This window comes from Klebsiella sp. GL120222-02, assembly GCF_003097195.1.
Lineage (GTDB): Bacteria > Pseudomonadota > Gammaproteobacteria > Enterobacterales > Enterobacteriaceae > Klebsiella > Klebsiella variicola.
The window spans coordinates 454658-476078 of the sequence record NZ_QEQO01000001.1 but is presented as its reverse complement, the minus strand read 5'-3'; the positions used below and the strand labels follow the sequence as shown (position 1 = coordinate 476078).

The window sequence follows — 21421 nt, the reverse complement described above, 5'->3', positions numbered from 1 at the left end:
TACTGAGAACACATCATGAAATTATCTGCTCTTGCTGTTGCCACCGCCCTGTTCAGCGGTTCGATCTTCGCGGCGCCTCTGACGCTGCAAACCTACAATCCGCAGGAAAAGGGCATCTTTGCCGTTAACTCCACTCTCGTTTCCGGCCCGCACGAAGCAGTGCTGTTTGACGCGCAGTTCAGCGTCAAAGACGGCGAAAAGCTGGTAGACATGATCAAGAAAAACGGCAAGCCGCTCACGCGGATTGTGATCACCTCTGGCGATCCGGATTTCTATTTTGGTCTTGAACCGCTGATGAAAGCCTTCCCGCAGGCGGAAGTGGTCGCCACGCCGGAGGTCGTCAAACATATTGAAGCCACCAAAGCGGCCAAACTGGCGTACTGGGGCCCGCAAATGAAAGATGGCGCGCCGACACAGGTGTACGTTCCGCAGGCGCTGAAGGCCAACAGCTTTACCATCGACGGCGAGAAAGTAACCATTATGCAGCCGCATGACTACGCGGCGTTCGTCTGGATCCGGGCGAACAAAACGATCCTCGGCGGCACAGGCGTGGCGTGGGGCATGCATCTATGGACCGCCGACACCCAGACGCCGGCCAGTCGCCAGCAATGGCGCCACACGCTGGACCAGATGATCGCCCTGCACCCGCAGCGGGTGATCCCTGGTCATTACCTCGGCACCCCACCGGAGGGAGACAGCGCGGTGCGCTTCACAAAAACGTATCTCCAGCAGTTTGAGCAAGCGCTGAAGACGCATCAGGATTCGGCCGGGGTGATCAAGGCCATGGAGACGCAGTGGCCGGGCCTGGCGGAGACCAGCTCGCTGGAGTTAAGCGCCAAAGTTAATACCGGCGAGATGAAGTGGTGATCCCGGCGGCGCGTGAGGGAGACTGTTCTTAATCTGGCGCGCGAAGGTTGCTATTGCCCTGAAAATGGACCACCCTAGCTGAGGTCGCACAAAAAACGTGCGGCCGACTTTGGGTTACATTTCATCCGGTCACCACCGGGTTTGCCCTTGAAACCAGAACAGGATAAAGGAGTCAGAATGAAATCGAACCATCAGGCACGTCATCTTCTCGGTCTGAACTATAAGCTTTCCCAGCAGAAAAAAGTGGTGCTGGAAGGCGATGAAGAAACCACCCTCAACCACATCCATGCTACCGGCCGCAAACGCCGCGGTGGTTAATTTTCAGTCTGAGTGATGATAAACAACACCGTCCTGTTGCCAGGATGGTGTTTTTTTATGGCAATTGATTGCTTGTTTACCCGCTTGACGACCATCTGCTCTATACTCTGCCCGCTGCTTTCCACCCGCCCTCGCTTATCGCCGCGCCGGGACTGTGGTCATGATCAAGGAGTTAGTGCGATGCAATTTACTCATAAGAAAAACCGTTCCCTGTACATCCCTTACGCGGGTCCCGTTCTGCTTGAATTCCCCCTCCTCAACAAGGGCAGCGCCTTCAGTCTGGAAGAGCGCAGCAATTTCAACCTTCTTGGCCTGCTGCCGGAAGTGGTTGAAACCATCGAAGAGCAAGCGGAACGCGCCTGGATCCAGTATCAGGGATTCAAAACTGAAATCGACAAACACATCTACCTGCGTAACATCCAGGACACCAACGAAACCCTGTTTTATCGCCTGATCGGCAACCATCTCGAAGAGATGATGCCGGTTATCTATACCCCGACGGTGGGCGCCGCCTGCGAACGTTTCTCCGAGATTTACCGTCGCGCCCGCGGCGTCTTCATCTCTTACCAGAATCGCCATAACCTTGACGACATCCTGCAGAACGTCCCGAACCATAACGTGAAAGTGATTGTGGTCACCGATGGCGAGCGTATTCTCGGCCTCGGCGACCAGGGGATCGGCGGGATGGGGATCCCGATCGGCAAGCTGTCGCTGTACACCACCTGCGGCGGCATCAGCCCGGCTTATACCCTGCCCATCGTGCTGGACGTCGGAACAAACAACCAGCAGCTGCTGGACGATCCGCTGTATATGGGCTGGCGCCATCCGCGCATTACCGACGACGAGTATTATCAGTTCGTTGACGACGTGATCCAGGCGATTAAGGCCCGCTGGCCGGACGTCCTGCTGCAGTTTGAAGACTTTGCGCAGAAGAACGCCATGCCGCTGCTCAACCGCTATCGCAATGAAATCTGTTCATTTAATGACGATATTCAGGGCACCGCGGCGGTCACCGTCGGGACGCTGATCGCCGCCAGCCGCGGCGCCGGTAGCCAGCTCAGCGAGCAGAAAATCGTCTTCCTCGGCGCGGGTTCCGCCGGCTGCGGTATCGCCGAGCAGATTATCGCCCAGATCGTCCGTGAAGGCGTTAGCGAAGAAGAGGCCCGCCAGCGCGTGTTCATGGTTGACCGCTTCGGCCTGTTAACCGACGGCATGCCTAATCTACTGCCGTTCCAGAACAAGCTGGTGCAGAAGCGTGAGCATCTGCAGGGCTGGGATACCACTAACGATGTGCTGTCCCTGCTGGACGTGGTGCGTAACGTGAAGCCGAACATTCTGATCGGCGTCTCGGGTCAGCCGGGGCTGTTCACGGAAGAGATTATCCGCGAGATGCACAAGCACTGCCCGCGGCCAATCGTGATGCCGCTCTCAAACCCGACCTCACGGGTGGAAGCGACGCCGCAGAATATCCTGAGCTGGACCGATGGCGAGGCGCTGGTCGCCACTGGCAGCCCGTTTGCCCCGGTCACCCTGAAAGGCAAGCAGTACGCTATCGCGCAGTGCAATAACTCCTATATCTTCCCGGGGATTGGTCTGGGCGTGATTGCTTCCGGCGCGTCGCGGGTCACCGACGAGATGCTGATGGCCGCCAGTGAAACCCTGGCGAAACACTCGCCGCTGGTGAACAACGGCGAAGGTCCGGTGCTGCCGGAGCTGAAGGATATCCAGACCGTCTCACGGGCAATTGCCTTCGCGGTCGGCAAGGTGGCGCAGGAGCAAGGCGTGGCGGTGAAAACTTCCGCTGAAGCGCTGCTGCAGGCCATTAGCGATAATTTCTGGCTGCCGGAATATCGCAATTATCGCCGCACCTCGATTTAATCACGCTCACCGGGCCGATATATCGGCCCGGTTTTTAATAAGGCCAGAATAATATCTCCCGCCACAGAAACGCCTTTTTCGCCCCTATTCATTCATCGTAAAAATATAAAACGGATAGCATTTGCCGTATGTCCTCTACTGTGCAAAATAGTCTCCTCTCAACTCTTCACAACGGAATGTGAAATGCAAAAATTAACCCCTGGCGCGAATAAAGCGAATGCGATTCTGATCCGTATTGTCTTGTTTCTTATCGGCGGTATCGCCATCATCACCGGAATGTGCCTCTTCAGCGGCGATATGTGGATGCTCACCCCGCGGGCTGAACAGTATCAGCCCGCCACCGGCGATCTGGTGGATGTCGTCATCTATGAACCGAGTAAATTTTTCTTCGCCCTGCTCTACGTGTTTATTATTACCCTGGTCTGGCTGCTGGCGGTACGTAAAATCCCCTGGCGGCCGATACAGCATCCTATATTACCGCTGATGGTACTGATTGCCGCCGGGATAGTTATTTTCCTCCATCCGGAGGTTACCCCCGGACGAGATGCCAGTATTCAGTACGGTAAACACAACGTTTATTACACTGCCATTTTCTGGAGCAAAACGAATTCAGATCGACATGTCACTCAACCCTCTAAATATGAAATTTTTGTTGAAGCGAAAGATCCCCGCTGGCTTATCGACAGAAACAATCTTGGCCGCGCCTGGCGCTGTGAAGTCAAGCGGCATACCCAGTTTTACACCCTGTCATTCAATGAGGGCTGGTTTCCGGACGGCCATCCGCAGGTCATGGCCCGCCAGTGTACTCAGGTAAGCGATCTGAACGCGCTCAGTGATACGGCAATCATGATTGCCCGCCCGATCGCCACCGTTCCTGTGGAGGCATCGTAAATGAGCCAGCAAAAAATGGTTCTGCAACCATGTTCTGGCAAACACATAAGCCCTCTGCGCCAACCCGGCATCGTAGACAAAGACGGCGCAGGTGAAAGCTGGCGGGGCCCCCTGCCAGTTTTGTCACTGGCGTCGCTTGCTTTTCCCCACTACACTGCCACCACCCATCCACTGACTGAATAAAAAAGGAGGCCCCCCATGCTGTATTGTGAAATGTTTATTGTTTCACATGCATTAGGCAATTGCGCCAGCTCAAGCGTTATCGGTATCGTGCTGCGATAACTATGGCTTGAGCGAAGACACTTCACGCAATCCCTTCTCTCCGGCTTACCGGGTTATCGTCAGCGAGTTTTGACGAGGCATTTGCATGCCTGTAACTCTTGAGTAAGTTGACTATGAGTACATTACTAACTGCCCATGCGCTCCACGTGGAGACTGCCTTTGGGCCGCTGTTTAACACCCTCTCCTTCACCCTGAAGAAAGGCGACCGTATCGGTCTCATCGGCCATAACGGTTGCGGCAAAAGCACCCTGTTGCAGGTGCTGGACGGCTCCCTCACGCCCACTTCGGGCAGCGTCTCACTCGCCGGTCAGTGTCTGATGGCCCGCGTTGAACAGCATCTGCCGGAGGCGCTGCGTTCGCAGTCGCTGTTGCAGGCAGTACTGGCCCCGTTACCCGCTGATGTACGGGAAGCGCAGCGCTGGCTGGCCGAACGCCTGCTGGCGCAGATGGGCTTTACCCCGGCGGTGATGGAGCAGCAAACCACTACCCTGAGCGGCGGCCAGCACACGCGCCTGCTGCTGGCCCGGGCGCTGATCCGCCAGCCTGACCTGCTGCTGTTGGATGAGCCCGGCAACCACCTCGATCTGCCGACCCTGCTGTGGCTGGAAAGCTTCCTGCAAACCTGGCAGGGGAGCTTCGTGCTGGTGTCACACGACAACACCTTACTGGATGCTGTAACTAATGCCAGCTGGATCCTCCGCGACCAGACGCTGCACAGCTTCGCCTTGCCCTGCAGCGCTGCCCGTCAGGCACTGCAGGAGCAGGATGAAAGCGCCGCGCTGCGCCATAAGGCCGAGCAAAAGGAGATCGACCGGGTCAGCGCCAGCGCCCGGCGGTTGGCCACCTGGGGTCGCGTCTATGACAACGAAGACCTCGCCCGCAAAGCCAAACAGATGGAGAAGCAGGTCGCCCGCCTGAAAGACGAGCAAACCGAGCTCAGCGTCGGCCCGCAGTGGCGTCTGTCATTGCAGGGGGACGCCCTGCCGGCTGACCGCCTGCTGGAGATGGACACCCTGCCCGTCGCGCCCGCGCCGGGCCTGCCATCCCTCTTCACCACCGGCGTGGCGCGCCTGCGCAGCGGCGATCGCGTGGCCATCATGGGGCGCAACGGCGGCGGTAAATCGTCCCTGCTGCGCCTGCTGTGGCAGCAGATGAACGACGCATCGCCACTCCCGGGGCTGCGCCTGCATCCCCGGCTGCACCCCGGCTACTATGACCAGACGCTGGAGCAGTTACCGGACGATGCCAGCCTGCTCGACGCGCTGACGCCGTTCGCCCCGTCGGCCGACACCCGTAAACGGGCGCTGATCGCCGCCGGGTTTGGCTGGGCGAGACATAGCCAGAAGGTCAGCACCCTCAGCGGCGGCGAGCGGTCGCGGCTACTGTTTGTTGGCCTCTCGCTGGCGCGCTACAGTCTGCTGCTGCTGGATGAACCCACCAACCATCTTGATATGGAGGGTAAAGCGGCGCTGGCGCAGACGCTGCGCGATTACCCCGGCGGCGTGCTGCTGGTCAGTCATGACCGCCAGCTGATTAGCGAAAGCTGTAACCGCTTCTGGCTGATCGACAACGCCGGGTTAACGGAATGGCACAGCCTGGAGGAGGTCTATGCCCGTCTGCAGGCCGTGGCGCCCGCCCCGGACAGTCGACTCGCTTTGCAGAGTACGCCCGCCGGGGCTGACGATGATGAGGAGGCGCTGCTGGCGCGGCTGATTGACCTGGAGCAATGGCTGGCTGACGATATGGCCCGCAAGCCAAAACATCAAAAGCCATCACTTCAGGCGCAGTGGCGAGAGGAGATTAACCGCCTGCTTAACCAGTTGGCGTAATCTCCAGGTTCCCCCACCGGCTAAGGCGTCACGCCCTTAGCCGGTGTTTCCGGACCGGGTAAATTGCTGCTCGGTCATTACCTTTCCCCACTGCTCTCCCTGCCATTCGCGGGTTAACGTGAAGCCAAAGGATTCATACAGTTTGCGGGCCGCGTCCAGCCCTTTAAAGGTCCACAGCTGCACCGCGCTAAACTGGCGACTATCGCAGAAAGCCATCGCCTCGCTGATGAGCCGCCTGCCAATGCCGGTTCCCCGGCAGGTGTCATCGAGAATAAACCAGCGCAAATGCGCCTCCTGCTGGCCGAGGTCCTCGCCATCGATAGCCAGCGAGCCGACGATTTTGCCTTCGCGGATCGCCAGCCAGATCTGGTTGGCCGGGGAGGAAAGCCGGGTGGCAAATTCCGCTACGCCGCTGGCGACCTTGCCTTCAAAAAAAGCGCCAAAATCATGATGACGGGCGTAATACTCCCCGTGCATCTGGGCTATCCGGCCGATCATCCCCGGCTGGTAGCCGGTCATCAGCGAAATTTGCGGAACCGTATCCGCGAGCGCGCTATCCCGACACTGCGCCAGCGCCCGGGCATAGGCCGCCAGTCCAGTGGCGACAGTGTGCTGCTGCGTCTCATCCAGATGGTCTAACGCCTCCACCACCTGACGGGTACCCCAGGCGTTAATTTTCGCCACCGTATCGTGCCCCTTTGCCGTCAGGGCGAGTGATTTCGCGCGCGCATCCTCCGCGCAAGGACGCTCCTCCAGCTCACCGGCCGCCAGCAGACGAGAGACCATCCGGCTGACGCTTGATTTTTCCAGTCCCAGCAACGTGACCAGCTGCGCGGCCGTCATCTCCCCCCTCATCGATACCTCAAGCAGGGTGTGCACCGCCGAAGGTGAATAATGGGTGGCGGCCAGCGTGGTGCTCATAAAGCCCAGCTCGCGCACCATTAACCGCGAGGCGGTACGAATCTGTTGGATTAAGGGGGTGTCAGGCATGGCAGCGGGTCCAGAAAATGAAATGGTTGTACAATACAACCATCAACTTCATCCTGCGTCAAGATGCAATAGGGTGAGATAAGCGTTGCCGTGTGACCTGTGATTTCGCCGGCATAGGGATCATGAAAGCGAATGCCGCGGGCGCCGGACAGCGCCCGCGATGAATATTATTGCGGGTTCTTCGCTTTCCAGGCTTCCCAGGCCGATTTGATCTCCTGCTTCGCAGCGGCGGCATCGTTAAAACCGGCCAGCTCAACCTTTTTACGCCCCTCCGGCAGTTCTTTATAGACCCGGAAGAAGGCCTCCAGCCGCTGCTGCTCGATTTTCGGCAGATCGGTGATGGTCTTGATGTCGTCATAGGTTGGGTCAATTTTACTGGCCGGCACGGCGATGATTTTGTCGTCTTTCTCACCGCCGTCTATCATCTTAAGGACACCGATCGGCCGCAGCTTAATCAGTGTACCCGGCGCCATCGGCGCGCGAGTGTAAAACACCACGTCCAGCGGGTCGCCATCTCCGGCCAGCGACTGGGTCAGCGAGCCGTAGTTCGCCGGGTAAGCCACCGGCATCGACTGAAAGCGGTCGGCGATGATAAACCCCGTTTTGGCGTCGGTTTCATACTTAATGATGCCCCCTGCCGGGATCTCGGTGACGGCGTAAAATTCTTCCGGGTTGTTTTCCGGCTGGGGGAATTCCAGTACGTTCTGCGCCTGCGCGGCGGCGGACAGAAACAGACCGGCAGTGAGGATGGTTTTTACCAGATGCATTGTTGTATCACTCTGTTGTTATAAGAAATTGATGCGCAAAACGATAGAGTTGGGTGATGAAGAAAACATGACCATTCAGTGACGCTATTATTACCTACCAAAATTAGAGGTATTGCCTGAATTTTGTGCTACCGCTGTAGCAAAAAACCACATCCTGTACTAAAGCGCCTTGTATTTTTCTCCATCGCGTCTAATCCTTATTGGGTACTATTGCATTAATAAAATTAAACAATCCCCTCACAAGGAGACAGGCATGAAGGCTGCTGTTGTTACCCACGACCATCAGGTTAACGTCACGGAAAAAACGCTGCGCCCGCTGGAATACGGTGAAGCGTTGTTGAAAATGGAATGCTGCGGCGTGTGTCATACGGACCTGCACGTGAAAAACGGCGATTTTGGCGATAAAACCGGCGTCATTCTCGGCCATGAAGGGATCGGGGTGGTGCAAAAAGTCGGACCGGGCGTCACCTCCCTGAAGCCAGGCGATCGCGCCAGCGTAGCGTGGTTCTTCGAAGGCTGCGGCCACTGCGATTACTGTAACAGCGGCAATGAGACGCTGTGCCGCTCGGTGAAAAACGCCGGCTATACCGTCGACGGCGGCATGGCGGAAGAGTGCATCGTCACCGCCAACTACGCGGTAAAAGTCCCGGACGGCCTCGACTCCGCCGCCGCCAGCAGTATCACCTGCGCGGGCGTCACTACCTACAAAGCGGTCAAGGTCTCTCACATCAAACCGGGTCAGTGGATCGCTATCTACGGTCTCGGCGGACTGGGCAACCTGGCGCTGCAGTATGCGAAGAATGTCTTTAACGCCAAAGTGATCGCTATTGACGTCAACGACGGGCAGTTGGAGCTGGCGGCCTCGATGGGCGCCGATCTGACCATCAACTCCCGTAATGAAGATGCGGCGAAAGTGATTCAGGAAAAAACCGGCGGCGCGCATGCTGCCGTAGTGACCGCGGTGGCCAAAGCGGCCTTTAACTCGGCGGTAGATGCCGTTCGTGCCGGTGGCCGCGTGGTCGCGGTGGGCCTGCCACCGGAGGCGATGAGCCTCGATATTCCACGTCTGGTGCTCGACGGCATCGAGGTGGTCGGTTCGCTGGTCGGTACCCGTCAGGATCTGGTGGAAGCCTTCCAGTTTGCCGCCGAAGGCAAAGTGGTGCCGAAAGTCACCCTGCGCCCGCTGGAAGATATCAACGCCATCTTTAAAGAGATGGAGCAGGGTCAGATCCGCGGCCGTATGGTTATCGATCTGCGCAGCTAATCACCAACGCCTCTCCCGCCCGGGAGAGGCGCTTGCCCCACGCTTCCCACTCGCGAAGTAAATCCAATTTCCGCAAATGCTTAGCGCAATTCCTTGGTTCCTTTGTTTTTAGCCGCGCCCGATGATGGCAACACAATAGATAACAAAGGAATTCACCATGCATCGTCATTTTCGCCTGCCCGCGCTGGCCGCCCTGTTTCTCTCCGGCGCCTTTTCCGTCTGGGCCGCCGACACGCCGGTTAAAGGCGGCACCTTAATTTATCTGGAGCAGCAACCGCACACCAATCTCTATCCGCCCGCCGGCGGCTTTTATCCGAATGGCGGTATTCTCAATCAGATAACCGACAAGCTCACCTGGCAGAACCCGAAAACGCTGGAGATTGAGCCGTGGATTGCCGAGAGCTGGACCAGCAATGCCGATAAAACCGAGTACACTTTCCACCTGCGCAAAGGGGTCACCTTCTCGGACGGCACGCCGCTTGACGCCGCCGCCGTGGCTAAAAACTTCGACACCTATGGTCTGGGAGATAAAGCCCATCGCCTGCCCGTCTCGGAGGTCATCAATAACTACCAGCGCAGCGAAGTGATCGACCCGCTGACGGTGAAATTTTACTTCAACAAACCGTCGCCGGGCTTCCTGCAGGGAACCGCCACCATCGGCTCCGGTCTGGTATCACTCAGCACCCTGCAGCGCAATTTTGAAGAGCTGGGCGATGCCCGGCATATTATCGGCTCCGGGCCCTTTGTGGTGCAGGATGAAAAGCCAGGCCGCGAGCTGACGCTGGTGGCGCGCAAGGACTATCAATGGGGGCCGAAAAACAGTGCCCAGCAGGGGCCCGCTAACCTCGATGGCATCACCTATATTGTGACCCCGGAAGACAGTGTGCGCATCGGCGCGCTGCTGGCGGGTCAGGCGGGCTTTATTCGCCAGGTGCAGGCCTACGATGAAAAGCAGGCGACCGATCAGGGATTTAAGGTCTACGCCGCCCCTACCCGCGGGGTCAACGACAGCCTGAGCTTCCGCCCGGATAACTCGCTGGTCGCCGATCTGCGGGTGCGCCAGGCCCTGCTTCATGCCACCAACGCCAAACAGGTGGTGGAGACGCTGTTCTCCGCTAACTACCCGCAAGCGACCTCCGTACTGGCCAGCTCCGCCGCCGGCTATGTCAATCTGAGCGATAAACTGACCTTCGACCAGGCCAAAGCCCGACAGTTGCTGGACGACGCCGGCTGGAAGCCCGACGCCGACGGTATTCGCAGTAAAGACGGCCAACGGCTGGCGCTGACGGTCTATGAGTCGCTCCCGCAGCCGCAGAATAAGGAAGTGCTGCAGCTGATCGCCCAGCAGTGGCGCCAGGTAGGTGTGGCGTTGACCGTCAAAGCCGGGGATGCCGGTAGCCGTACGCTGGACAATCTTGACCCGCAGAAAACCCCGCTCACCGTCTCAGAAGTGGGCCGCGCCGACCCGGATGTGGTGAAAAGTATGTTCTTCCCCAACAACCGCGATGCGCTGCTGCAGAAAGGCGGCTCCAGCGATAAAGTGCAGCACTTCCGCGATGATAAGCTGAATGACCTGCTGACCGGCATCTCCGCGGCGGTAGAGCCGCAGCAGCGCTTGCAGTTAACCGGTGACGCCCAGCGCTATCTGATCGATAACGCCTATGTGATCCCCATTTTCGAAGAGCCGCAGGTGTTCGCCGGCGCGCCGTGGGTCAAAGGCGTCAGCTTCGAGGCCGTCGGTCGTCCGTCGTTCTACGGCGCGTGGCTGGACAAGCACTAAGAGGCCGGGTATGAGCGCTTATCTTCTGCGACGGTTCGGCCAGGGGCTGCTGGTCCTGTGGGCGGCATTTACCCTCACTTTTTTCCTGCTGCAGGTGCTGCCGGGAGATGCGGTGCTGATCAAGTTTCAGAATCCGGATCTTGGCCTGAGCCCGGCGCAAATCGCCGACATGCGACTGGCCTACGGCGCCGATAGCCCGCTGTGGCGCCAGTACCTGCACACACTGCTGGCGATGCTGCACGGCGACTTCGGCTATTCTCTGCAGGCGGGGCTGGCGGTCAGTAGTCTGATTGCCAGCAACCTGCCGGATACCTTAAGCCTCGCGCTGCCGGCCTTTCTGCTGGCCGTGGCGCTGGCGTTCGCCCTCGCCTTCGCCTCGCGTCTGCCGGGGCTGCGCTGGCTGAGTAACCTTCTGCAGTCGCTGCCGGTGCTGTTTATCTCTCTGCCGACTTTTTGGCTGGGTATCGCCCTGATCCAGCTCTTCTCGTTTCAGCTGCGCTGGATCCCGGTGATCAACCCTGGGCCACTGGAAGGGCTGATTTTACCGGTTATCGCCGTCGCGCTGCCCATTTCGGCCCCGCTGGCGCAGATCCTGATGCGCAGCATGGATCAGGTGGCGGTTCAGCCCTTCGTCGCGGTCGCCCGCGCCAAGGGAATGAGCGAGACCGGCGTCCTCTGGCACCATGTGATGGGTAATGCCCTGCTGCCGGCGCTGAATATTGCCGGGCTGCTGCTGAGTGAGCTGATTGCCGGGGCGCTGATCACCGAGACCGTCTTCGGCCGCAGCGGCCTCGGCCAGCTGACCCAGCAGGCGGTCAATAACCAGGATATCGCCGTGCTGCAGGCAGTGGTGATGATCTCCGCCCTCGGTTTCGTCCTGATAAACCTGCTTGTCGACCTGGTCATGCCGCGACTGGATCCCCGACTCCATTTACAGACCGGAGGTGCGAAATGAGCCTGGTCGATTATGCCATCGCGGTTCGCCGCCGCCCGGAATGGCGCAGGGTGCGTCTGCAGCCTGGCTTGTGGCTGGCGTGGGCGGTGATGATCACTGCGCTGTTAATGGCCCTCGCCCCGCAGTGGTTTACCTCCGCTAACCCGCTGGAAGGGATCCCCGGCGCTCAGCGCCTGGCGCCGCAAGCGCACTACTGGCTGGGTACCGACCAGCTGGGGCGCGACCTGTGGACGCGGGTGGTTTACGGCGCGGTACATTCCCTGTCGGCGGCGCTGATCGCCGTCGCCATCGGCCTGGTGGTAGGTACCGCCCTTGGTACGCTCGCCGGGGCGCTGACCGGACGTGTTGAATCCACGATCATGCGCCTGGTCGATGTCCTGCTGGCCATCCCCTCCCTGCTGCTGCAGCTCACGGTAATTATTCTGCTCGGTTTCGGCACGGTGAATGCGGCGGTGGCGGTTGGCGTGGCGGCTATCGCCAGCTTCGCGCGCCTGGCGCGGGCGGAGGTCGTGCGCGTGCGCCACAGCGATTACGTCGAGGCGGCCCGGGGCAGCGGCGGCACCTTTTTCGCCGTCTTCTGGCACCATATTCTGCCCAACTCGCTCACTGCGGTGCTTGCTTTCGCGACGCTGCAGTTCGGACAGGCGATGTTGGCCCTGGCCACCCTCAGCTTCCTCGGCTACGGCACCCCGCCGCCGGTCCCGGAGTGGGGATTATTGATCGCCGAAGGTCGCAACTACCTGTCGACCGCCTGGTGGCTGACCACCTTCCCCGGCCTCGCCGTGGTCGCCGTGGTCCTTGCCGCCAATCGTCTTAGCCGCCAGTGGAGTGGAGTACGCCCATGAACGTTCTGTCCGTTGAAGATCTGCGCATCAGCTACCGCTCGCGGGGCGAATGGCGCGAGGTGGTGCACAATGTGAGTTTTTCCATCCAGCGTGGCGAAATGCTGGCCTTCGTCGGAGAATCCGGCTCGGGGAAAACCACCACCGCGCAGGCCATTATCGGCCTGCTGGCGGATAATGCCCGCCGGGATGCCGGGCGGATTGTCCTCAATGGCGAAGTGATTAGCGACTGGTCGGCAAAACGCCTTAACCGCCTGCGCGGAGTGAGCATCAGCCTGGTCCCGCAGGATCCCGGTAATTCGCTCAATCCGGTAAAAACCATTGGCCAGCAGGTGGAAGAGATCCTGCGGCTGCATCAGTCCCTCTCCGCCGCTGAGCGCCGACAGCAGGTCCTTAACCTGCTCACTAAAGTCGGTCTCAGCCACCCGGAACAGCGTTTTGACCAGTATCCGCATCAGCTGTCTGGTGGGATGAAACAGCGGGTGCTGATCGCCATCGCCATTGCCCTGCAGCCGGATCTGATTATTGCCGACGAGCCCACCAGCGCTCTCGACGTCACGGTGCAGAAGCGCATTCTCGACCTGCTCGATATCCTGCGTCGCGAGTCGGGTACCGCCGTGCTGTTTGTCACCCACGATCTGGCGCTGGCCGCCGAACGCGCCGACCGGATCATGGTGTTTCGTCAGGGAGAGATTCAGGAACAGGGCGCCACCGAGACGATTGTCCAGCGTCCGCAACACCCTTACACCCGCCAGCTGCTCCACGACCTGCAGGATGCGCCGTTGGGGCTGACGGCGGCTCGTCACCGACTGCTGGCCACGCCGGCCATTCGCGTGGAGGGGATCAGCAAACGTTTCTCGCTGGGCAAACAGGCGCTGCAGGCGCTCGACAGCGTCAGTTTTGAGGTCAGACGCGGCACCACCCATGCGCTGGTGGGCGAATCCGGCTCCGGGAAAACTACCCTGGCGCGGATCCTGCTGGGCTTTGAGCGCGCCGATGCCGGACAGGTGACCATCGACGGTATCGACGCCGGGCATCTCAGCCGCGAGGCGCAGCGTCAGCTGCGGCGGAAAATCCAGTTTGTCTACCAGAACCCCTTCGCCTCGCTCGACCCGCGCCAGACGCTGTTTGCGATTATCGAAGAGCCGTTAAAGAACTTTGAGCGCCTCAGCGCGTCGGCGCGTCGCCTGCGCGTGGAGACCGTCGCCGCGCGGGTGGCGCTGGCCCCGGAGCTGCTGTCGCGTACGCCGCGGGAGCTCTCCGGCGGCCAGCGGCAGCGGGTGGCGATTGCCCGGGCGCTGATCCTCGAGCCGGCGATACTGGTCCTTGACGAAGCGACCTCGGCGCTCGACGTCACCGTTCAGGCGCAGATCCTCGCCCTGCTGCAGCAGTTACAGCAGCAGCTGGGTCTGAGCTACCTGTTCATTACCCACGATCTGGCGACGGTCAGGCGGATTGCCGACAGCGTCACGGTACTGCGCGCCGGCCAGGTGGTGGAGCATGGCGACGTTGACCGCCTGTTCGCCACTCCGCAGCAGGCCTACACTCGCGAACTGATCGCCGCCATTCCCCAGGTTTCACCCCGCTTAGCACAGGCCCACACGGAGAACGCATAATGCCTAAACGCCTCGGCTTTTTTACCCGTCTGCTCGATCAGGGCTCCGCGCAAACGCGCTACCGGCTGGCGGCCGAACAGATCCGCCACGCGGAGCGTTTGGGCTTCGACAGCGCATGGATTGCCCAGCACCATTTTCATGAACAGGAAGGCGGCCTGCCATCGCCGCTGGTGTTTCTCGCCCACGTGGCGGCACAGACCGACCGGATCCGTCTCGGCACGGCGATTATCACTCTGCCGATGGAAAATCCGCTGCGCGTCGCCGAAGACGCGGCGGTACTGGATTTACTCACCGACGGACGTCTGGAGGTGGGGTTTGGTTCCGGCGGCACGCCAACGTCATTTCTGCCCTTCGGCCTGACCAGCGAGCAGCGCGGGTCGGTGTTTGCCGACCATCTGCACCTGATCCATAGCGCCTGGCGCGGCGACACGCTGAGCCACCCGGACAACCGTCTCTATCCGCCCGCACCGCAGTTGGCGGAGCGTATCTGGATCGCCACCTTCTCGGCGGAGGGCGCCATCCGCGCCGGTCAGGCGGGACACGGGCTGATGCTGTCGCGCACCCAGCCAAGGCCCCCCGGCGAGCCACGTCTGCCGCTGGACGCCATTCAGAACCCGATCATCGACGCCTACCTGGCGGCGCTGCCGGACGGCGTTGCACCGCGGATCCTCGCCTCGCGCACCGCCTTCGTCGCCGACAGTCACGCCCACGCCCTGCAGGTCGCCGAGCCCGGTCTGCGCAAGCAGGCGACACAGCACCGGGCGGCGGGTCATACGATAGAAGGTGACAGTGTCACCGACTATCTGCAACAACTGGATGCCCACGTTGGCGATCCTGAGCATGTTATTGCCTCCCTGGCGCAGGACAGCGTGCTGGCCCGCGCCACCGATATTTCGTTTCAGGTGCACTCGGTGGAGCCTTCGCACCGGGATACGCTGCGTTCCATTGAGCTGATCGCTCAGCATATTGCCCCCCACATCAGATAAGGAGTCACCATGACGCTGAGTCAGGATATTCTGGCCGAACTGGCGGAGATTGCCCCCGGTTCCCCGCTCGACCAGGCGCGCGCCGTACGCGATGCCGCCACCCGTCACGCCCAGGGAAGTTATGAAGTGCTGTTCAGCCAGCAGGACGCTGACTTTCCTCTTGATGAACGCTTCGCGGTGGCCGCGAAGGTGGCGAAACTGCACCAGGCGGACGCGCTGGCGGCGCACTATGCCGGTTTCGGGCTCGCCGATCCAACCACCGATCGTCTGGTCCCGGCGCTGGCCTTTGCCCGCCTGCTCACCTTCACCCCCGTCGAAGCTACCCCCGGCGCGCTGCACACCTTAACCGGCGCGGGCTGGAGCCTGCGGGGCATCGTCACTCTGGCGCAACTGGTGGCCTTTGTCAGCTTCCAGAGCCGACTGCTGCTGGGCCTGCGGGCGCTGAACCATAAGCCCATTGTCAGCGCCGATACGCCGCTGGTCGCCGGATACTGGCATACCACACCGCACACCCAGAGCGGCAAAGCGGCCCCGGTTCGCTTCACCCGCGACGAGCTGCACTGGGAACCCTGGCTGGCCGATAAACCGCTGGCGGAATTCAGCGCTGAAGAACAGGCGATTCTGGCCAAATATGGCCATAGCGACTCCCCCTACTTTCGCCTGCTGGCGCGCAATCAGCCGGTGCTGGAGCAGCGGACCCTGACCGATAAAGGCATTTTCTATACCCCCGGGGGATTGCCGCGCGCCGAACGCGAGCTGGCCGCCACGGTGACCAGCAAAATCAACGGCTGTATCTACTGCGCCTCGGTGCATGCCCGTAAAGCGGCGCAACTGGCGAAGGACGAGACCGCTGTCGACACGCTGCTGGCGGTGACGCCGGGGGAGAATTTGAGTGACGGCCAGTCGCCGCGCTGGCAGGCGGAAATCGACGCCGCCGCTGCGCTGTCGGTGACGCCGCCCGGGCTGAATGCCCGCCATCTGGCGGCGCTTGATGAGCAGGGTTTAGATACCCTGGCCCAGCTGGATCTGCTGCAGTCGGCGGCCTTTTTCGCCTGGGCCAACCGGCTGATGCTGACCCTTGGCGAACCCTGGCGTGAGTAAGCGTCGCTAGCAAGCTTGTCGGCGCTGATGACAGCCATAGATGAGCAAGGCGCTCATCGCCAGAAACGACAGCGTGGCGGCAGGAAGCGCCACGCTGTTCCAGCCAAAGCCCTGGGCAATCATCATCCCGCCGCAGAAGGCGCCGATGGCGCTGCCGAGGTTGAAGGCAATCTGCCCTCCTGCCGCTCCCAGCATCTCGCCGCCTTTGGCGTTCTGCAGCAGCAGGATCTGCAGCGGCGCCGACAGGGCGAATAGTCCCGCGCAGCAGATAAACGCCAGGGTCAGCGAAGCGACTTTATGTTCACCGAAGGCAAAGATCAGCAGTAGCGTCACGGCAATGACCCCGTCTGTTATGGCCGCAATACGCAGCGGGCTGAAGCGTCCGGAAATTTTGCCGCTGAACAGATTACCGACCACCATTCCCAGCCCCGCCAGCATCATAATCAGCATCATCCTGCTTTCGGCAAAGCCGGAGACGTTGATCATAAAGGGCTTGATATAGCTGAACCAGGCAAACACGCCGGCATTGCCAAACATGGTGGCGGCAAAAATCAGCCACGGCGCCGGGGAGGCCAGAAAACGGAACTGCTCGCGCAGTCGGGTGCTGGTGCGATCATAGAGGGTGGGCACCCAGCAGAAAATAGTCATCAACACGGCGACGTTAAACACGGCGATAAGGGCAAAGGTATAGCGCCAGTTGAAGTGATGCCCAAGCCAGGTGCCGCCGGGGACCCCCACCAGGTTAGCCACCGTCATCCCGCCGATCATCCCCGCCACCGCGGCGGTCACCTTCCCCGGCGGCGCGATTTTCGACAGGATAATCGCGCCGACGCCAAAGAACGCCCCGTGAGGAAAACCGGAAACCAGGCGGCCAAGCGCCAGCATGGCGTAGCTACTGGAGAGGGTAAACAGGGTATTGCCGAGAATACACAGGGCAGCGAGAAACAGCATCACCGATTTCAACGAAAACCGGCTGGAGAGCAGCGCCATGATCGGCGCGCCGATCACCACACCGAAGGCATACCAGGCAATCATATTGCCGGCGGCGGGGATCGACATCCCGACATCGTGCGCCATATCCGGCAGCACGCCCATAATGCCAAATTCCGCCATGCCGAGTCCGAAGGTGCCCAGCGCCAGTGAAAAAATCGTTTTTTTCATACATCTTATAGGGGTATTGAGAGACGGCCGGCATTATTGACCATCCCGCCCCGACACACCAGCTAAAAACGCCCGACGGCAGTTTCCTCCATACAACGGCCTGATTCGTTCATGCTCGCCGCCGCGCGGCCGGCCATCATCGAGCCGGCGACGGCGTGGCTTAGCAATGACCCTCCCCTATTAAAATCAGTGGGCTCAAAGCGATAAACGCCCAATTGATCTCAACTTAACTTGAGGTTGTAAAGTCTTCCCATCATTCACCTCTGGAGAATCATCGATGCACACTGTTGATGTCGGTTTTACCCATGTCGCCTTTACCGTCCGTTGTCTGGCCAGCAGCATTGATTTTTATACCCGCTATACCGCGATGACCGTCATTCACCAGCGCGAGCCCGGCTTGCCCTCGGCGCGTAAGGTGGCGTGGCTCAGCGATCGCACCCGGCCCTTCGCTCTGGTGCTGGTACAGAGTGACGATCCGGCCGACACACCGCTAGGCCCGTTCGGCCATCTCGGTGTCGCCTGCGCCACCCAGGCGGAGATCGACGAGAAGGTCGCTCAGGCGCGGCGGGAAGGCGTTTTGCGGCGGGAACCGGAACAGCTGGGCGATCCGGTGGGATACTTCGCCTTCTTTGCCGACCCGGACGGTAACACCCTGGAGCTGTCATGGGGGCAGCGGGTAGGGCTGGAAGTCATTGCGGCGGGGAACGCCAGCTAGCCCGTCCCCTGCACGAATATTTTCCACCGCCTCGCCGGCGAAGGATTACACTTCAAAGGGATACCTCGGCAACACGGAGCATGGCGATGGGTAATAAGAAAAACGGTAATCCGGTCGACGCGGCGGTGAAGACCGCCCCGCTCGACAATAAAGCGTATGAGAAGGCGTTGCGCAAACTCCATGTTGAGCTGGTGAAACTGCAGCGCTGGGTGGTGCATAAAGGGCTGAAGGTGTGCATCGTCTTTGAAGGCCGGGACGGCGCCGGCAAAGGCGGCACCATTAAGGCGATCACCGAGCGCGTCAGCCCGCGTATCTTCCGGGTCGTCGCCTTGCCCTCACCCACCGAGCGTGAGAAAAGCCAGCTCTATTTTCAGCGCTATATCAAGCACCTTCCGGCGGCTGGCGAGATTGTGATTTTCGATCGCAGCTGGTACAACCGCGCCGGCGTCGAACGGGTGATGGGCTTTTGCACCCCGGAGGAGGTGCAAAAGTTTCTCGACGGCGCGCCGATGGTGGAGCGCGGCATGGTCGAATCGGGCATAATTCTGCTCAAGTACTGGCTGGAGGTCTCACCGCAGGAGCAGGAGCGCCGCCTGCGGGATCGCATCGACGATGGTCGTAAAATCTGGAAGCTCTCGCCGATGGACATTAAGTCTTTCAACCGCTGGGATGAATATACCGCCGCCCGCGACGCCATGTTCGCCGCCACCGATACCGCCTGGGCGCCGTGGTTCGTCGCCCGCTCGGAGGATAAAAAGCGCGTACGCCTGAATATCATCACCCATCTGCTGTCGCAGATCCCCTATGAAGCTTTACCGGTAGAGCATGTGACGCTGCCGAAGCGCAAAATTGGCAAAATGAAACAAACCAATTTCCCCTTCCGCTTTATTCCGGAGAAGTTCTGATTATTCCCCGCCGCGCTGGTTAATACCAGCGCCGGGTTTATTACCACAATCATGAATATTTCAGGCTATTACTTTCCTCTGGAAGCGGCCTCGCAAAATAAATATTAAAATTGCTGCTGGGATTTATTTTTTTGTGAGTAAAGTGAATAATCACAGAACCAACCGCAAGGAGCCGATGATGAAAAGTAATACGCTACGTAAAAGACCCACTGACGTACCCGTCCAGAAGGCGTCAGCACAGCCAGGTAAGGATTTACGAGAAGCAGATAAACAGCGACAGCACAAGGAATTCATTGCCGCAATGAATGAATTTATTGCAAAAGGAGGCACTCTTACTGATGATGAATTTTTCAGGGTACTATGATGCTTGAACAATTCAATGTTTATCGAAATTGTTCTGCTCAGACAAATAAAACCCTGCCGTATTATATGATCGTGCAGAATGATTATTATGCAGACCTGGCCACGAGAGTCATTATTCCTTTAATGCGAACACAACAGTTACCACGCTGGCATCAGCATGTCGTACCAAGGATAAATATAGAATTTGACAGCTTTTTACTTTGTACGCCAATGATCAGTAACTTAAATAATAAACGGATCCAGCCACAGGATTTCGTCTGCAATCTGAGTCATGCGCGCCAGGGCGTTATCGATTCAATCGATACACTTATCACGAACTGCTGACTGTCGGGAACCCGCTCCGACATCTCCGGAGCGGGTTTTGCGCCGTGAAGGCTTACTTCATCCCTTCGCGACTCTCTTTCATCGCCTCCAGGCGTTCGACATCGCGATACCAGCGCGGGTGATGTTTCTTCGCCCAACGGCGGCTGACCTTACCTTCAATCATGCCTTTAATCGACCCTTTAACCCAGAATGCCATATACATATGGATGAGGATCGCGTGGATCAGGATAATTGCCGAAGTGGCGTGTATCAGCAGGCTGTAACGGATAACTGGAATCGGGAAATATTCTGCAAAGTACGGGCGCCAGATAATCATCCCGGTCACCAGCAGCACGAAAATCATGCTCATGATGGTCCAGAACATCATCTTCTGCCCGGCGTTATATTTACCGACGCGCGCGACCTTATGTTCGTTGCCTTTCAGCACCTCCACGATACCTTTCAGCCAGGGGATATCCTGTTTATCTGGAATATTGTGGTGGACAAAACGCACAAACATAAACATCAGCGCGACAAAAATCAGCACCCCAAAGAACGGGTGCAGGATACGCCCCATCTGCGGGGTGCCGAAGGTTTCCGTTAGCCACTGCAGCGTCGGGAAGAAAAACGATATTCCCGACAGTGCCACGAGGAAGAAACAGATAACCACCGTCCAGTGACAGGCGCGATCGATAAACGTCGTGCGCACAATCATCTTCGATTTACTCATCATGCTCCTCCTCGTCGTCATCAACTTCCTTGTTCGGCCCGATACCGATGTAGTGGTAGATAAGCCCGGCGAAGGTGGCGATAAAGCCCGCCGCCGCCAGCGGTTTCAGCGCCCCTTTCCACAGACTGATACTGGTATCGATCTGCGGTTCCTTCGGCAGCTTGTGATACAGCTCCGGCTGGTCGGCATGATGCAGGACGTACATCACGTGGGTGCCGCCTACGCCCTGCGGGTTGTAGATCCCGGCGTTGGCATAACCGCGTTTTTTAAGCTTAGCCACCCGCTCCTGCGCCACTTCCAGCATCTCTTTTTTCGTGCCGAAGTGGATCGCGCCGGTAGGACAGGTTTTCACGCAGGCCGGTTCCTGACCGACGCTGACCCTATCCACACACAGCGTGCATTTATAAACCCGGTTATCCTCTTTATTGAGGCGCGGAATATTAAACGGACACCCGGCAATGCAGTAGCCGCAACCAATGCAGTTTTCCTGCTGGAAATCGACGATGCCGTTGGCGTACTGAATAATCGCCCCGGCGGAGGGGCAGGCTTTCAGGCAGCCCGGCTCTTCACAGTGCATACAGCCATCCTTGCGGATAAGCCATTCCAGCTTGCCGTTCTGTTCGGTCTCGCTAAAGCGCATTACCGTCCAGGATTTAGCGCTAAGATCCGCCGGGTTGTCATACACGCCGACGCAGTGCCCCACTTCATCGCGAATGTCATTCCACTCGGAACAGGCCACCTGGCAGGCTTTACAGCCTACGCAGGAGGAGACATCGATAAGCTTGGCGACTTCGGCCTTATAGTCCCGCGCGCGTGGCGCGGGAGTTATCGGGTTGGTCGCGGAGCGTTTAATAATGTCTTGTGTTTCCATCGCCATT

The 21421-nt window shown here is 59.3% G+C and carries 21 protein-coding genes and 3 pseudogenes; 17 read left to right on the top strand and 7 right to left on the bottom strand.

The features are described 5' to 3' along the window. Positions 1–15: 15 nt before the first annotated feature. Together N438_RS02365 and sra are read left to right on the top strand one after the other, a co-directional pair. Positions 16–867, top strand: coding sequence for a Vmh family MBL fold metallo-hydrolase (locus N438_RS02365; RefSeq protein WP_012968122.1), 852 nt, complete (start codon positions 16–18; stop codon positions 865–867). Positions 868–1044: 177 nt separating this feature from the next. Continuing rightward, a complete protein-coding gene (gene sra / locus N438_RS02360; RefSeq protein ID WP_012541615.1) occupies positions 1045–1185 on the top strand; it encodes a stationary-phase-induced ribosome-associated protein in 141 nt (46 codons plus the stop codon). Here the strand turns inward: sra and N438_RS27720 are convergent. Continuing rightward, entirely contained in the window at positions 1182–1310 is a 129-nt protein-coding gene (locus N438_RS27720) for a hypothetical protein (protein WP_046619973.1), read from the bottom strand. The genes sra and N438_RS27720 overlap by 4 nt on opposite strands. A 55-nt stretch (positions 1311–1365) precedes the next feature. Here N438_RS27720 and N438_RS02355 point away from each other — a divergent pair, with 55 nt between their 5' ends. The 3 genes from N438_RS02355 (at position 1366) to N438_RS02345 (ending at position 6065) form a co-directional block, all read left to right on the top strand. Beyond that, positions 1366–3063, top strand: coding sequence for an NAD-dependent malic enzyme (locus tag N438_RS02355; protein ID WP_008804752.1), 1698 nt, complete (start codon positions 1366–1368; stop codon positions 3061–3063). Between the two features lie 183 nt (positions 3064–3246). Continuing rightward, positions 3247–3954: a hypothetical protein gene (locus tag N438_RS02350; RefSeq protein ID WP_064144369.1), complete on the top strand. Its 708-nt coding sequence runs from the start codon at positions 3247–3249 to the stop codon at positions 3952–3954. Positions 3955–4349: 395 nt separating this feature from the next. Further along, complete coding sequence (locus N438_RS02345; protein ID WP_116696050.1) at positions 4350–6065, top strand: ABC-F family ATP-binding cassette domain-containing protein; 1716 nt, start codon at positions 4350–4352, stop codon at positions 6063–6065. Positions 6066–6101: 36 nt separating this feature from the next. Here N438_RS02345 and N438_RS28680 read toward each other — a convergent pair. Continuing rightward, positions 6102–6428, bottom strand: a pseudogene (locus tag N438_RS28680) (GNAT family N-acetyltransferase); the annotation flags it as partial. Between N438_RS28680 and N438_RS28675 the strand changes: the two are divergent. Continuing rightward, positions 6360–6503 (top strand): annotated as a pseudogene (locus N438_RS28675) (hypothetical protein); the annotation flags it as partial. The pseudogenes N438_RS28680 and N438_RS28675 overlap by 69 nt on opposite strands. 267 nt (positions 6504–6770) lie before the next feature. Here the strand turns inward: N438_RS28675 and N438_RS28950 are convergent. Both N438_RS28950 and N438_RS02335 read right to left on the bottom strand, forming a co-directional pair. Beyond that, positions 6771–6986 (bottom strand): annotated as a pseudogene (locus N438_RS28950) (helix-turn-helix domain-containing protein); the annotation flags it as partial. A gap of 236 nt (positions 6987–7222) precedes the next feature. Further along, positions 7223–7822, bottom strand: a complete 600-nt coding sequence (locus tag N438_RS02335) for an inorganic diphosphatase (RefSeq protein WP_012968118.1) — start codon at positions 7820–7822, stop codon at positions 7223–7225. 253 nt (positions 7823–8075) lie between these two features. Here N438_RS02335 and adhP point away from each other — a divergent pair, with 253 nt between their 5' ends. From adhP to N438_RS02300, 7 genes are all read left to right on the top strand, one after another. Next, positions 8076–9086, top strand: coding sequence for an alcohol dehydrogenase AdhP (gene adhP, locus N438_RS02330; RefSeq protein ID WP_002906221.1), 1011 nt, complete (start codon positions 8076–8078; stop codon positions 9084–9086). Positions 9087–9243: 157 nt separating this feature from the next. Continuing rightward, complete coding sequence (locus N438_RS02325) at positions 9244–10866, top strand: TIGR04028 family ABC transporter substrate-binding protein (RefSeq protein ID WP_008804746.1); 1623 nt, start codon at positions 9244–9246, stop codon at positions 10864–10866. Positions 10867–10876: 10 nt separating this feature from the next. Then, complete coding sequence (locus N438_RS02320) at positions 10877–11821, top strand: ABC transporter permease (RefSeq protein WP_116696049.1); 945 nt, start codon at positions 10877–10879, stop codon at positions 11819–11821. After that, positions 11818–12666: an ABC transporter permease gene (locus N438_RS02315; RefSeq protein ID WP_116696048.1), complete on the top strand. Its 849-nt coding sequence runs from the start codon at positions 11818–11820 to the stop codon at positions 12664–12666. The genes N438_RS02320 and N438_RS02315 overlap by 4 nt, the downstream gene beginning before the upstream one ends. Continuing rightward, on the top strand, positions 12663–14279 hold the full coding sequence (locus tag N438_RS02310; RefSeq protein ID WP_032730463.1) for an ABC transporter ATP-binding protein: 1617 nt from the start codon (positions 12663–12665) through the stop codon (positions 14277–14279). Before N438_RS02315 ends, N438_RS02310 begins: the two co-directional genes overlap by 4 nt. Continuing rightward, positions 14279–15265, top strand: coding sequence for a putative FMN-dependent luciferase-like monooxygenase (locus N438_RS02305; protein WP_023297688.1), 987 nt, complete (start codon positions 14279–14281; stop codon positions 15263–15265). Before N438_RS02310 ends, N438_RS02305 begins: the two co-directional genes overlap by 1 nt. Positions 15266–15274: 9 nt before the next feature. Beyond that, complete coding sequence (locus tag N438_RS02300; RefSeq protein ID WP_023297689.1) at positions 15275–16366, top strand: alkylhydroperoxidase domain protein; 1092 nt, start codon at positions 15275–15277, stop codon at positions 16364–16366. 6 nt (positions 16367–16372) lie between these two features. Here N438_RS02300 and araJ read toward each other — a convergent pair whose 3' ends face one another. Then, positions 16373–17527, bottom strand: a complete 1155-nt coding sequence (gene araJ / locus N438_RS02295) for an MFS transporter AraJ (RefSeq protein WP_008804741.1) — start codon at positions 17525–17527, stop codon at positions 16373–16375. A 277-nt stretch (positions 17528–17804) separates the two neighbouring features. Between araJ and N438_RS02290 the strand changes: the two genes are divergently transcribed. The 4 genes from N438_RS02290 to N438_RS02275 all read left to right on the top strand — a co-directional run bounded on the left by N438_RS02290 (position 17805) and on the right by N438_RS02275 (position 19834). After that, positions 17805–18242 carry a VOC family protein gene (locus N438_RS02290; protein WP_008804740.1) on the top strand — a complete coding sequence of 146 codons (438 nt, stop codon included), beginning with the start codon at positions 17805–17807 and terminating at the stop codon, positions 18240–18242. 86 nt (positions 18243–18328) lie between these two features. Further along, positions 18329–19147 carry a polyphosphate kinase 2 gene (ppk2, locus tag N438_RS02285; protein WP_012541603.1) on the top strand — a complete coding sequence of 273 codons (819 nt, stop codon included), beginning with the start codon at positions 18329–18331 and terminating at the stop codon, positions 19145–19147. A 178-nt stretch (positions 19148–19325) separates the two neighbouring features. After that, on the top strand, positions 19326–19511 hold the full coding sequence (locus tag N438_RS02280; RefSeq protein WP_025711567.1) for a hypothetical protein: 186 nt from the start codon (positions 19326–19328) through the stop codon (positions 19509–19511). Next, the gene (locus N438_RS02275) at positions 19508–19834 is read left to right on the top strand and encodes a CcdB family protein (RefSeq protein ID WP_023322693.1); all 327 of its coding nucleotides are present in this window, start codon (positions 19508–19510) and stop codon (positions 19832–19834) included. Before N438_RS02280 ends, N438_RS02275 begins: the two co-directional genes overlap by 4 nt. 52 nt (positions 19835–19886) lie before the next feature. On the opposite strand, the gene fdnI is transcribed toward N438_RS02275, so the two are convergent. Together fdnI and fdxH are read right to left on the bottom strand one after the other, a co-directional pair. Further along, the gene (gene fdnI / locus N438_RS02270) at positions 19887–20543 is read right to left on the bottom strand and encodes a formate dehydrogenase-N subunit gamma (protein ID WP_023322694.1); all 657 of its coding nucleotides are present in this window, start codon (positions 20541–20543) and stop codon (positions 19887–19889) included. Beyond that, on the bottom strand, positions 20536–21420 hold the full coding sequence (gene fdxH / locus N438_RS02265) for a formate dehydrogenase subunit beta (protein ID WP_049139267.1): 885 nt from the start codon (positions 21418–21420) through the stop codon (positions 20536–20538). The genes fdnI and fdxH overlap by 8 nt, the downstream gene beginning before the upstream one ends. Position 21421: the final 1 nt, after the last annotated feature.

Coding starts and splice junctions, on each gene's coding strand:
- N438_RS02365 (WP_012968122.1), top strand. CDS start 16: ATGAAATTATCTGCTCTTGCTGTTGCCACCGCCCTGTTCAGCGGTTCG.
- sra (WP_012541615.1), top strand. CDS start 1,045: ATGAAATCGAACCATCAGGCACGTCATCTTCTCGGTCTGAACTATAAG.
- N438_RS02355 (WP_008804752.1), top strand. CDS start 1,366: ATGCAATTTACTCATAAGAAAAACCGTTCCCTGTACATCCCTTACGCG.
- N438_RS02350 (WP_064144369.1), top strand. CDS start 3,247: ATGCAAAAATTAACCCCTGGCGCGAATAAAGCGAATGCGATTCTGATC.
- N438_RS02345 (WP_116696050.1), top strand. CDS start 4,350: ATGAGTACATTACTAACTGCCCATGCGCTCCACGTGGAGACTGCCTTT.
- N438_RS02335 (WP_012968118.1), bottom strand. CDS start 7,822: ATGCATCTGGTAAAAACCATCCTCACTGCCGGTCTGTTTCTGTCCGCC.
- adhP (WP_002906221.1), top strand. CDS start 8,076: ATGAAGGCTGCTGTTGTTACCCACGACCATCAGGTTAACGTCACGGAA.
- N438_RS02325 (WP_008804746.1), top strand. CDS start 9,244: ATGCATCGTCATTTTCGCCTGCCCGCGCTGGCCGCCCTGTTTCTCTCC.
- N438_RS02320 (WP_116696049.1), top strand. CDS start 10,877: ATGAGCGCTTATCTTCTGCGACGGTTCGGCCAGGGGCTGCTGGTCCTG.
- N438_RS02315 (WP_116696048.1), top strand. CDS start 11,818: ATGAGCCTGGTCGATTATGCCATCGCGGTTCGCCGCCGCCCGGAATGG.
- N438_RS02310 (WP_032730463.1), top strand. CDS start 12,663: ATGAACGTTCTGTCCGTTGAAGATCTGCGCATCAGCTACCGCTCGCGG.
- N438_RS02305 (WP_023297688.1), top strand. CDS start 14,279: ATGCCTAAACGCCTCGGCTTTTTTACCCGTCTGCTCGATCAGGGCTCC.
- N438_RS02300 (WP_023297689.1), top strand. CDS start 15,275: ATGACGCTGAGTCAGGATATTCTGGCCGAACTGGCGGAGATTGCCCCC.
- araJ (WP_008804741.1), bottom strand. CDS start 17,527: ATGAAAAAAACGATTTTTTCACTGGCGCTGGGCACCTTCGGACTCGGC.
- N438_RS02290 (WP_008804740.1), top strand. CDS start 17,805: ATGCACACTGTTGATGTCGGTTTTACCCATGTCGCCTTTACCGTCCGT.
- ppk2 (WP_012541603.1), top strand. CDS start 18,329: ATGGGTAATAAGAAAAACGGTAATCCGGTCGACGCGGCGGTGAAGACC.
- N438_RS02280 (WP_025711567.1), top strand. CDS start 19,326: ATGAAAAGTAATACGCTACGTAAAAGACCCACTGACGTACCCGTCCAG.
- N438_RS02275 (WP_023322693.1), top strand. CDS start 19,508: ATGATGCTTGAACAATTCAATGTTTATCGAAATTGTTCTGCTCAGACA.
- fdnI (WP_023322694.1), bottom strand. CDS start 20,543: ATGAGTAAATCGAAGATGATTGTGCGCACGACGTTTATCGATCGCGCC.
- fdxH (WP_049139267.1), bottom strand. CDS start 21,420: ATGGCGATGGAAACACAAGACATTATTAAACGCTCCGCGACCAACCCG.